Origin of the sequence: Streptomyces sp. SPB074, assembly GCF_000154905.1 — a bacterium.
GTDB lineage: Bacteria > Actinomycetota > Actinomycetes > Streptomycetales > Streptomycetaceae > Streptomyces.
Genome location: NZ_GG770539.1, coordinates 2,858,690 through 2,870,292, shown reverse-complemented (window position 1 = coordinate 2,870,292; position 11,603 = coordinate 2,858,690). Strand labels below are relative to the sequence as shown.

The window sequence follows — 11,603 nt, the reverse complement described above, 5'->3', positions numbered from 1 at the left end:
GCCGGGACACGCACCCCTTTTGCCGTGCGACGGCGGGAATTGCCGGGAATGGGAGAGATGGTGCCGCTTCGCGCACGTACAGTGCACGCGTGGTCCGTCCTTTGGGAGAACTGGAAGACGCGGTGATGACCCGCGTGTGGAAGTGGAACCGTCCGGTCACGGTCCGCGAGGTCCTGGAGGACCTGAAGCTGGAGCGCTCCATCGCTTATACGACCGTCATGACGGTCATGGACAACCTGCACCAGAAGGGCTGGGTCCGCCGCGAGTCGGAGGGCCGCGCCTACCGCTACGAGGCCGTCTCCACCCGCGATGCCTACGCGGCCTCCCTCATGAACGAGGACTGGGGCCGCAGCGACAACCGTGCCGCCGCCCTCGTCGCCTTCTTCCGCATGATGAGCGCCGACCAGCAGGAGGCCTTGCGCGACGCGGTACGCATGGTGCAGGGGCCGGACCCGGCACCGGAACCCGCCACCGGCCCCCGGGCCGGGACGGAAACGCCTCCGCCGGCCACGCCCGCGCCCTCCGGGGCTCCCGCTGCCGGTACCGGGTCCGGCGAACCGGTGGGTCCCGAGGCTCCCGCTCACGGGCCCACCGAACCCGCGCCCCCCGAGGCTCCCGGTTCCGCGTCCCCCGGCACCTCCGCGCCCGGAGCCGCGCCCCCCGCACCCGGGCCCGCCGAGGAGGACGGCGAGCGGTAGCGTCGTGATCATGTCCAGCGAAGCCGTACCGCCCGCCACCGGCCCCCTCCCTGCTCCCGGCGTCTCGCTGCGCCGCGCCCGTACCGCCGACGTGGCCGCCGTGCGCGCCCTGCTCGACCCGTACGCGCGGCGCGGCATCCTGCTCGACAAAGCGACCGTGACGCTTTACGAGGACATCCAGGAGTTCTGGGTCGCGGAACGCGACGACAACGCGGAGGTCGTCGGCTGCGGGGCGCTCCACATCATGTGGGAGGACCTCGCCGAAGTCCGCACACTCGCCGTCGATCCCGCGCTCAAGGGCGCGGGAGTGGGACATCTGCTGCTGGAGAAGCTCCTCCACACCGCGCGCTGGATCGGGGTCCGAAGGGTTTTCTGTCTCACCTTCGAAGTGAACTTCTTCGCCCGGCACGGCTTCGTGGAGATCGGCGAGACCCCGGTCGACACCGAGGTCTACAGCGAACTGCTCCGTTCCCCGGACGAAGGCGTCGCCGAGTTCCTCGACCTCGAACGAGTGAAACCCAACACCTTGGGCAACTGCCGGATGCTGCTGCATCTCTGAGCGCGCGCACCCTTCCCTCTTCCGTTTCGCGTGCGGCGCACGCTTCCCGATACGCGTCGCGTCCGGTTCTCCGTACGCCGTGTGCCCCAGGTTTTCCGTACGAACCGTGTTCGCGCGAGGACGCGCCGCAGCCGCTCCGCGCCCTGACGTGCGGGAAGGGACGCGCCACCGGCCCCGCTCCCGGGTTCGCGCGGGCGCGCGACCGGCGCGGCTTTGCGCGCGCCGGTCGCTTGTCTATCCGTACGCCTATCACTCCGCCTATGGGCGCGGCTTTGGCCCCGCCTATGCCCCCGGCTATGTCCGGGTCTATGCCGCGCCTATGCCAAAGGCAGGCGCTGGCCAAAGCTTGTGGGGCCTTCCGCAGCCGTCTTCCTTCGCGTTCCCGTGCTGTTCCGGACCGTCGCGCATCGTGGCGCGCCCGCTTCCCGCTGCTGTTCCCGTGCTGTTTCGCGATCGCAATCGCGGTCCATTCCCCGCCGGACGGACCTGCTGCGTCCTATGTCCGAAACGCGCATGTTTCCCGAGGGCCGGGTCTGCGCAGTCTCTCCTCAGCATCTCCGAAGGGTTTGTGTTTTCCCGGAAAAAGCGGTTTGCTTTCCGGCGTACTGCATTTATGGCCGAAAGGAAATCCAGTGGCCCAGAAGGTTCAGGTCCTTCTCGTCGACGATCTCGACGGCGGAGAGGCCGATGAGACGGTGACGTTCGCGCTCGACGGCAAGAGCTACGAAATCGACCTCACCACGGCGAACGCGGACAAGCTCCGCGGGCTGCTTGAGGACTACATCAAGAGCGGGCGCCGTACCGGCGGCCGCGGTTCCGCCGGCCGCGCCAAGACGCGTTCCTCCAGTGGCAGCAGCGAAGAGACCGCCGCCATCCGCGCCTGGGCCAAGGAGCAGGGCATGGAGGTCAACGACCGCGGCCGTGTCTCCCGCACGGTCCGCCAGGCGTACGAGGACGCGCACCGCTGAGCATCCTGATGCGATACGGGAGTGGGCGCGGCCCGCGGCGATACGGGGCCCGCGGGCCGGACTCACGTGGCAGGGCGATGCCCCCGTTTTCGTGACGTTGCGGCGGAAACAGGCGTGCAGAGGCAGGCGCGGAGGCGGAGACAGGCGCGGAGGCGGGAGTCCGGCCGTCGGCCCGATCCGTACGCCCCGCACCGGGACTCCCAGAGGCTCGTGATCCCCGCGCCACTGCCGCAGGGCCCCCTCGCCGGGACCGGCCGGGGCTGTGAGCCCGATTCCGGGCGAGCCTCCTCGCTGGGGGCTTCCAGGCACCCCGCCCCGGAGCAGCGCACCCGTGGTCCTGTCTCGGAAGCCGCAGCCCGGTACGGGCGACATTCGGACGGCGCCCCGCCGCCCCCTCCCGCCGGGTCCGCGCGTGCCACCGCACCCGCCCCGTGGGACCCCGCAGTACCCCCGTCCGTGGAATCACCCGCGTTCTTCCCCTCCGCTCGGGAACTCCGGCGCGCCCCGAGGGGTTACGAAGAGTGTGCCGGTGTTGACGCCTCGTGGGCGTCGCGGCCCGGTAATGCCCGGCGGATGCGCGCAAGGCTGTTCGCCCGTAGCGGAGGGGGCGGGGTCGTGTCGCATGGACTGTCCCTGCTCGGGGGTAAGACATTCCCAGTAGGGAGGGGTGACGCGGTGGTCCTGGGCTCCCCGCGTTCGCCATCGGCGTAGCGATGGAGCGGGTATCGGCTTGGCCTGGGGGAACATCGTCTCGCACCATCAGTGTTAGTGAGTTCGTTCAGCAGTTCAGGAAGGACGCTGGTCCCCGCGGAGGCGGGGATGGACCCGAGCGGTCCCCGCTTGCGGGACTAAGCTGCGGAAGGACAGGGAGGGGACCGACCCCTTTACTGCCTGACCGCTCTGAGGAGCGATTAACGATGTTCGAGAGGTTCACCGACCGCGCGCGGCGGGTTGTCGTCCTGGCTCAGGAAGAAGCCCGGATGCTCAACCACAACTACATCGGCACCGAGCACATCCTTCTGGGGCTGATCCACGAGGGTGAGGGTGTCGCCGCTAAGGCCCTGGAGAGCCTCGGGATCTCTCTGGAGGCGGTCCGCCAGCAGGTGGAGGAGATCATCGGCCAGGGCCAGCAGGCCCCGTCCGGGCACATCCCCTTCACTCCCCGGGCGAAGAAGGTCCTGGAGCTCTCGCTCCGCGAGGCCCTCCAGCTCGGCCACAACTACATCGGCACGGAGCACATCCTGCTCGGCCTGATCCGCGAGGGCGAGGGTGTCGCCGCCCAGGTCCTCGTGAAGCTCGGCGCCGACCTGAACCGGGTCCGTCAGCAGGTCATCCAGCTCCTCTCCGGCTACCAGACCGGCAAGGAGACGGCGACGGCCGGCGGCCCCGCCGAGGGCACTCCCTCGACCTCGCTGGTCCTCGACCAGTTCGGCCGGAACCTGACGCAGGCCGCCCGCGAATCCAAGCTCGACCCGGTCATCGGGCGCGAGAAGGAGATCGAGCGGGTCATGCAGGTGCTCTCGCGCCGCACCAAGAACAACCCGGTCCTCATCGGCGAGCCCGGCGTCGGCAAGACCGCCGTCGTCGAGGGCCTCGCGCAGGCCATCGTCAAGGGCGAGGTGCCCGAGACCCTCAAGGACAAGCACCTCTACACCCTGGACCTCGGCGCCCTGGTCGCCGGCTCCCGGTACCGCGGTGACTTCGAGGAGCGCCTCAAGAAGGTCCTCAAGGAGATCCGCACCCGCGGCGACATCATCCTGTTCATCGACGAGCTGCACACGCTCGTCGGCGCGGGTGCCGCCGAGGGCGCGATCGACGCCGCCTCGATCCTCAAGCCGATGCTCGCCCGCGGCGAGCTCCAGACGATCGGCGCGACGACCCTGGAGGAGTACCGGAAGTACCTGGAGAAGGACGCGGCCCTCGAACGCCGCTTCCAGCCCATCCAGGTCGCCGAGCCCTCGCTCGCCCACACCATCGAGATCCTCAAGGGCCTCCGCGACCGCTACGAGGCGCACCACCGGGTCTCCATCACCGACTCCGCGCTCGTCGCCGCCGCGACCCTCGCCGACCGGTACATCTCCGACCGCTTCCTGCCGGACAAGGCGATCGACCTCATCGACGAGGCCGGCTCCCGGATGCGCATCCGCCGCATGACCGCGCCGCCGGACCTCCGCGAGTTCGACGAGAAGATCGCCGGTGTCCGCCGGGACAAGGAGTCCGCGATCGACTCGCAGGACTTCGAGAAGGCGGCCTCGCTCCGCGACAAGGAGAAGCAGCTCCTCGCCGCGAAGGCGAAGCGGGAGAAGGAGTGGAAGGCCGGCGACATGGACGTCGTCGCCGAGGTGGACGAGGAGCTGATCGCCGAGGTCCTGGCCACGGCCACGGGCATCCCGGTCTTCAAGCTCACCGAGGAGGAGTCCTCGCGCCTGCTGCGCATGGAGGACGAGCTCCACAAGCGCGTCATCGGCCAGGAGGACGCCGTCAAGGCGCTCTCCCAGGCGATCCGCCGTACGCGTGCCGGGCTCAAGGACCCGAAGCGCCCCGGTGGCTCGTTCATCTTCGCCGGCCCCTCGGGTGTCGGTAAGACGGAGCTGGCCAAGACGCTCGCCGAGTTCCTCTTCGGCGACGAGGACGCGCTGATCTCCCTCGACATGTCGGAGTTCAGCGAGAAGCACACCGTCTCGCGGCTCTTCGGCTCGCCCCCCGGCTACGTCGGGTACGAGGAGGGCGGCCAGCTCACCGAGAAGGTGCGCCGCAAGCCGTTCTCCGTCGTTCTCTTCGACGAGGTCGAGAAGGCCCACCCGGACATCTTCAACTCGCTGCTCCAGATCCTGGAGGACGGTCGCCTGACCGACTCCCAGGGCCGTGTCGTGGACTTCAAGAACACGGTGATCATCATGACCACCAACCTCGGGACCCGCGACATCTCCAAGGGCTTCAACCTGGGCTTCGCCGTCCAGGGCGACACGAAGACCGGCTACGAGCGCATGAAGGCCAAGGTCAACGAGGAGCTGAAGCAGCACTTCCGCCCCGAGTTCCTCAACCGTGTCGATGACACGGTGGTCTTCCCGCAGCTCACCGAGAAGGACATCACCCGCATCGTCGACCTGATGATCACCAAGGTCGACGAGCGGCTGAAGGACCGCGACATGGGCATCGAGCTCAGCCAGCCGGCCCGCAAGCTCCTCGGCAAGCGCGGTTACGACCCGGTGCTCGGCGCCCGTCCGCTGCGCCGCACGATCCAGCGCGAGATCGAGGACGTGCTCTCGGAGAAGATCCTCTTCGGCGAGCTGCGCCCCGGTCACATCGTGGTGGTGGACACGGAGGGCGAAGGCGAGAACGAGACCTTCACCTTCCGCGGCGAGGAGAAGTCCACGCTCCCCGACGCACCCCCGGTCGAGTCCGCCACCGGTGGCGGCCCCAACCTGACCAAGGAGAGCTGAGCCCCAGCAGGCAACCGGCTCCACCGCGAAGGCCCCGCCTTCTCCCGCCCGGGAGAAGGCGGGGCCTTCGCGGTGTGCGGTGTGCGCTGCGGGGGCCCTCGTGACTCGGTGGGCCGGATCGGCCGGGACGGGATGAGCCTCGCGGCCCGGGACGGGACGAGCCTTGCGGCCCGGCGCGGGTGGGGTGGCGTGCGGCTCGCGGATTGATGGGGCGGGGCCCGGCCCGCCCCGGGAGGGCCGACGGGTGGCGACCCGGCTCCAGACGATGCCGCGTACGTGGCGCGTGGACCGCGGCCATGGCACGGCGTGACCGAGCCACCACCCTCGGCCGCCCCCGCGGAGCGGAACGGCACCCCCGTCACCCCCGCAGACGTGGTCGCGGTCACTCCCACCCCGGCCCCGAAAGGCGCGAAAAGGGGGCTATGGGTGACGTGGGGCACAGGAGGTGCGTCACGTACTAAACGCATTAGGGGATGAATAGGTACAAAACGTCCTCATTGGATCCAGGGGTATTCCGTGTCTGCTCGGGCGTATGGCCGGTACTTCCCTCCTCGCACCCCATTCCACCTGGGCTTTCCCTCTGTGGGCGGCGTCACGTAAGGCGCGTCACAGGCGGTGGAAAAGCCTCCCGGGGTCCGGGGAGGCCCGGCAGTGGCTACGTCTTCTGTTAGTAGATGCCCTGTTTCGGGTGTTCTGAGTGGCTTGTTACCAATGGGGTTGTCGCCCCGGCAGTCCGCCGGAATCCCCCCACGCGGAGGTACTCCCCCCATGCCGAAGAGCACCACGTCCTCGAACGCCCGCACCACCGCCCGTCTCCGCAACCGCGCCGCCTTCATGGCCGCCGGTGTCGGTGCCGTCGCCGTGCTCGGGGCGGGGGCCGCGGTCGCCGCCGACACGGGCACGCAGACCAGCAAGGTCATCCCGGCTGTCAGCGCGACCGGCGTCTCCGCCCAGGCCGACGCGCAGTCGAAGGCCGCCGCGCTCGCCGTCAAGACCAAGGCCGCCCACGCCAAAACCGCCAAGTCCTGGATCGACCCGGTCAAGAAGTACGAGCTCTCCGCGAGCTTCGGCAACGACGGCTCGCGCTGGGCGCACAAGCACTCCGGCCAGGACTTCGCCGTCCCCACCGGCACCAACGTGATGGCCGCCCACTCCGGCACCGTCGTCAAGGCCGGCCCCATCGGCGCCGGTGACGGCCCCGCCTACGGCAACGCCATCGTCATCAAGCACGGCTACAAGCTGTACTCGCAGTACGCGCACCTCTCGAAGATCGACGTCAAGGTCGGCCAGACCGTCAAGACCGGTCAGCACCTCGCGGAGTCCGGCAGCACCGGGAACTCCAGCGGCCCGCACCTCCACTTCGAGATCCGCACCACCCCGAACTACGGCTCCGCCGTCAACCCCGTCAACTTCCTCCACAAGATGGGCGTGAAGGTCTGACCGGCACGCGCTGAGCACACCGCGAGCGCGCCGCGCGACCCCCGCGAGCAACCGCTCCGCGAGAGCGGCGCGGGCACCGCGCGAGCGCTCCTCCCAGGGCCCCGGCCCGGCGACACACCCTGTCGACCGGGCCGGGGCCCTGCCGCGTCCCGGCCTCAGACGGCGTCGGGCGCGCCGCCCCCGTCCGTCGGCGCGTGCTCCGGCAGCCACAGGACCGCCACCGCGCCCTCCGCCTCGGCATCGTCCCCGGCGCCGGGCGGCAGCAGATTGCGGAACGTGAGCCGCGCCCCGAGCACCCGCGCCTGTCCGGCCGCGATCGTCAGCCCCAGCCCGTGCCCGCCCCCGGAACGGTCCACGCTGCCGGTGCGGAATCGGCTCGGCCCCTGCGCCAGCAGCTCGGCGGGGAACCCGGGACCGTGGTCCCGCACCCGCACCACGCGGCCCTCCACCGTCACCTCCACGGGTCCCCGCCCGTGCCGCGCGGCGTTGGCGAGGAGATTGCCGAGGATGCGTTCCAGGCGCCGGGGGTCGGTCACGACCTCCGATTCCCGCAGCACCCGCACCGAGATGCCCGGGTCGGAGGTGCGTACCCGCCGCTCCACGAACTCGCCGAGCATCAGCTCCTGGAGCTCGGCCCGCTCCGCCGCGCTGTCCAGCCGCGCCACCTCCAGCACGTCCTCCACGAGAGTGCGGAGCAACTGCGCCCGGTCCTTGACCAGCTCCGTGGGCCGTCCTGGCGGCAGCAGCTCCGCCGCCGTGAGCAGCCCCGTCACCGGAGTCCGCAGCTCGTGCGCGATGTCCGCCGTGACCCGCCGCTCCGCCTCCAGACGCTGCCGCAGGGCGTCCGCCATCGCGTCCACGGCCCGCGCCAGGTCGTCCGTCTCGTCCCGTACGATCCCGCCGATCGCCTGCCGCACCTGCACGTCCCGCCGCCCGCGCGCCACCTCGCGCGCCGCCGCCGCGGCCTTGCGCAGCCGCCGCGAGAGCTGCCCGCCGATGAGGACCCCGAGCGCGCTGCCCCCGAGCACCACCGCGATCGAACCGATCACGAGGGCCTGGTCGAGGTCCTGCATGATCCGCTGCTTCCGCGTCGACCAGCGGGTGTGCAGGGACAGGACGTGCCCGTTGCTGAGCGGGAGCCCCGCCCAGATGTCCGGCCGTCCCCCGGGACCGGAGGCGATGTACGTCGCCCGCCGGTTCTTCGCCACCCGGTCGCGCAGCGCCTTCGGCAGCCCCGGGTCGTCGAGCGTCGCGCCGAACTGGAGCCGCCCCGTCGTCTCGTAGATCCGCTGGGCGAACTGGACGCGCTGGTCCTGCACGTCCCGCGCGCTGTCGAGCATCGAGAGCTGCGCCGCGTTGTGCACGACGAGGCTCAGCGCGATCGCCACGAGCGCCCCGACGAGCGCGATCGCCGCGCTCAGCTTCCAGCGCAGCCCGGTACGGAACACGCTGCGCAGCCGCTCCCGCCACGGCGGCCCGGCCCGGCCCGCCGCGGAGCCCGCCCGCCGCTCCTCCCGGTCCCCGCCCGGGTCCCGCTCCGTCTCCACCACGCTAGGCCCGCAGTTTGTAGCCGAAGCCGCGGACCGTCTCGATCCGGTCCTGGCCGATCTTGGCGCGCAGCCGCTGCACATGGACGTCCACGACCCGCGTGTCACCGCCCCAGCCGTAGTCCCAGACCCGTTCCAGGAGCTGGTCCCTGCTGAGCACGGTGCCGGGGGCCGCGGAGAATTCCAGGAGCAGCCGCATCTCGGTGGGGGTGAGCGCGATCCGCTTCCCCTCGCGCCGCACCTCCATCCCCTCGGTGTCCACCTCCAGGTCCCCGAAGCGCAGCGGCCCGTCCGCCCCTGTCTCCACCGGCTCTCCGCCGCCCCCGGCGTGCCCGAAGCGGCGCATCACGGCGCGCAGCCGGGCCACCAGCACGGAGACGTCGAAGGGCTTCGTCACGTAGTCGTCCGCCCCGGCCTCCAGGCCGAGCACGACGTCGATGCTGTCCGCGCGCGCGGACAGCATGATGACCGGCACCGTGGACTCGTCCCTGATGCGCCGGCACAGGCTCACCCCGTCCATGCCGGGCACCATCACGTCCAGGAGCGCGATGTCCGGGGCCGCCACGCGGAAGGACTCCAGGCCCTGGAGGCCGTCGGGGACCGCCGTCACCCGGAATCCCACCCGCTCCAGGGCGAGCTGCGTCGCCTCCCTGATCACGTCGTCGTCCTCCACGAAGAGGACGCGCGCCCCCGCCCGCCGTTGTGTCTGCTCGTCCATGCCCGTCAGTCCGTCTTCCCGTCGTCCAGCCGCCCGCCCCGCCGGGGCCCGGCCGCTCCGCCCCGCCCGGCCCGCGAAGCCTCGCCCCGCTCCCGCCCCGTCCGGGGAGCGCGGCACCGTCATCCGCCGGGAGAGACCGGTACGGGGGTGGAGTCCTCCCCGCCGTCGTCCTCCCCGTCCGGGTTGTCCCCGCCCACCGTCTTGCTGTAGTCGTTCCGCGTCCGGTACGACTCCGTGAACTCGTCCCCGTGCCAGCCGTACGTGACGACCTCCTCGCTCGACGGGTACGAGACCGGGTCGCCCTTCTGGTACAGCTGCCTGGTCACCACCAGGGCGCCGCGGTCGATCTCCCCGTAGACCGGCGGGTCCTCGGCACGGAAGACGTTCACGTACCCCGGCTTCTCCTTGCGGTAGACGTACGTCGCGACACCCACCCCGTCCCCGCACGTCATGACGTTGACGAGGAGATCGGGCGCACCGGTTCCCGTGAGGTCGCCGGAGGACACGTCCACCGGGTAGTCGTGCCCGCCGCACGGCTTGAGGTCCTTCTTCGTCTCCGCGCTCACCGAGCCGTCGGAGAGCAGCAGCCGCACCACCTGCTGCTGCCCCATCACGGGCATCGAGGCGCTGCGGGTGGTGCTCGGGGCCGGGCTGACCTGCGCCGCCGACTCGGGGCGGGCCGGGCCCTCGTCCCGCGTACCGGTGCCCCCGACGGCGCAGCCCCCGGCCGCGAGCAGCGCCGTGGCCCCCAGGCCGAGCCCGCGCCAGCGCGCCGCCGTACGCGGACGCGCCGCGCCCGCCGCCTTAGCGGCAAAGCCGCGGGGCCCGGCACACCACGGCCTCCGGGGCACTAGGCCACGCACCGCTCCAGCTCCTCACGTTCCTGCGCCCGGTCTTCGCGCGCCCGGCTCTCCAGCTCCTCGCGGAGCCGGGCCAGCGCACGGTGCAGGGTGCTCTTGACGGTGCCGGGCGACATACCGAGCGCCGCGGCCGTCTCCTCGGTCGACATCTGTTCCCAGTGTCGCAGCACGACGACGCTGCGCTGCTTGGGAGCGAGGACGGAGAGCACGTCCATGAGCAGCGAGCGGTCCGCGTACTGCTCGGTGGGGTCGGGCACCGTGTCGACGGCGTCCTCGGGGAGCTGGGCGCTCGGCACCTCTTCGAGGCGCCGCGCCCGCCACCACTCGGTCCGCGTGTTGATCATGACGCGACGCAGATAGGCGTCGGCGAGACGCTTGTCGGCGATGCCCTGCCAGCGGCGGTACGTGCGCGCGAGCGCGGTCTGGAGCAGGTCCTGCGCGTCCACCGGGTCCGGCACGAGACGCCGGGCGCTGCGCAGCAGGGCGTCCTGGCGCGCCCGTACGTAGTCCTCGAAACCGAGGATCTCCTCGGGCAGCCCGTCCCCCGCCGTCTCGTCCCGCACCCCGTCGCCGACCGTCGCCTGCGCCATCTCGTCCGCCTCCCGTGTCCCCGTGGTCCCCGCGTCCCCGTGTGCTCTGGTCGGAGCACACGGCAGACGCTACGGAGCAGGTGTAACGGAGCCTTCCGAGTAGCCGGTCGATGGAGGCACAGCTACCCATCGGTTGTGTAACAGCCCACCTGGGAGCGGCGGCCGGCCGCGCTCACGCGGCCCCTGCCGGGGGATCGCGGAGCGGGGGCGACGGGGGTCAGCGGGGCTGGTGCGGCGGGAAGGAGCGGTGTCCGGGCAGCCGGTAGCGGCCGTTCTCCAGCGGCTCCACGAGACCGTCCGCGACGAGCCCGTCGAGCGCCCTGGCCCGCTGCGCCGGATCGTGCCAGACCCGGTCGAGCGCCGCCTGCGGCACCGGCTCCAGCGCCTCGCGCAGCACCGCGAGGAGCTTTCCGCGCACCTGGCGGTCGGTGCCCGCGTACGTCTGCGCGCGACGCGGCGGGCCGGTGTGCTCGGGCTTGCCCGCGAGCCGCCAGGCGCAGCGGTCCCGGAGCGGGCACGGCTCGCACCGCTCGCCCTTCGCCGTGCACACGAGCGCGCCCAGCTCCATCGACGCCGCCGCCCAGCGCGCCGCCGTGTCCTCGGCCTCCGGGAGTGCTGACCGCGTGAGCCTATTCTCTGTCGTCGTCTTGCTTTTTGGGGGGAACTTGTTTTTTTGTTTTTTTTTTCTTTGTTTTTTTTTTTTTTTTTGTTTTTTTTCTATTTAACGTTTACATTTTTTTTTTTTTTTTTTTTTTTTTTTTTTTTCTTTTTTTTTTTTTT

9 protein-coding genes and 1 pseudogene are annotated in these 11,603 nt (G+C 70.8%); 5 read left to right on the top strand and 5 right to left on the bottom strand.

Annotation, left to right across the window (positions count from 1 at the left end):
• The first annotated feature begins 125 nt into the window (after positions 1-125).
• From SSBG_RS11755 to SSBG_RS11735, 5 genes are all read left to right on the top strand, one after another.
• Positions 126-698: a BlaI/MecI/CopY family transcriptional regulator gene (locus SSBG_RS11755; RefSeq protein WP_037869523.1), complete on the top strand. Its 573-nt coding sequence runs from the start codon at positions 126-128 to the stop codon at positions 696-698.
• Positions 699-708: 10 nt separating this feature from the next.
• Positions 709-1,257, top strand: coding sequence for an amino-acid N-acetyltransferase (locus SSBG_RS11750; RefSeq protein ID WP_008746357.1), 549 nt, complete (start codon positions 709-711; stop codon positions 1,255-1,257).
• A gap of 632 nt (positions 1,258-1,889) precedes the next feature.
• Positions 1,890-2,225 (top strand): histone-like nucleoid-structuring protein Lsr2, encoded by a 336-nt coding sequence (locus SSBG_RS11745; protein WP_008746356.1) that lies wholly within the window; start codon positions 1,890-1,892, stop codon positions 2,223-2,225.
• Between the two features lie 917 nt (positions 2,226-3,142).
• Positions 3,143-5,668 carry an ATP-dependent Clp protease ATP-binding subunit gene (locus tag SSBG_RS11740; RefSeq protein WP_008746355.1) on the top strand — a complete coding sequence of 842 codons (2,526 nt, stop codon included), beginning with the start codon at positions 3,143-3,145 and terminating at the stop codon, positions 5,666-5,668.
• Positions 5,669-6,436: 768 nt separating this feature from the next.
• Positions 6,437-7,108: a M23 family metallopeptidase gene (locus tag SSBG_RS11735; protein WP_008746354.1), complete on the top strand. Its 672-nt coding sequence runs from the start codon at positions 6,437-6,439 to the stop codon at positions 7,106-7,108.
• Positions 7,109-7,263: 155 nt separating this feature from the next.
• On the opposite strand, the gene cseC is transcribed toward SSBG_RS11735, so the two are convergent.
• The 5 genes and pseudogenes from cseC to SSBG_RS11710 all read right to left on the bottom strand — a co-directional run.
• Positions 7,264-8,658, bottom strand: a complete 1,395-nt coding sequence (gene cseC / locus SSBG_RS11730; RefSeq protein ID WP_008746353.1) for a two-component system sensor histidine kinase CseC — start codon at positions 8,656-8,658, stop codon at positions 7,264-7,266.
• 1 nt (position 8,659) lies between these two features.
• The gene (gene cseB / locus SSBG_RS11725; RefSeq protein ID WP_008746352.1) at positions 8,660-9,373 is read right to left on the bottom strand and encodes a two-component system response regulator CseB; all 714 of its coding nucleotides are present in this window, start codon (positions 9,371-9,373) and stop codon (positions 8,660-8,662) included.
• A gap of 119 nt (positions 9,374-9,492) precedes the next feature.
• Entirely contained in the window at positions 9,493-10,125 is a 633-nt protein-coding gene (locus SSBG_RS11720; RefSeq protein WP_008746351.1) for a hypothetical protein, read from the bottom strand.
• Positions 10,126-10,223: 98 nt separating this feature from the next.
• Positions 10,224-10,823 carry a SigE family RNA polymerase sigma factor gene (locus SSBG_RS11715; RefSeq protein WP_234010490.1) on the bottom strand — a complete coding sequence of 200 codons (600 nt, stop codon included), beginning with the start codon at positions 10,821-10,823 and terminating at the stop codon, positions 10,224-10,226.
• A 217-nt stretch (positions 10,824-11,040) separates the two neighbouring features.
• A pseudogene (locus SSBG_RS11710) lies at positions 11,041-11,463 on the bottom strand (A/G-specific adenine glycosylase); the annotation flags it as partial.
• Positions 11,464-11,603: the final 140 nt, after the last annotated feature.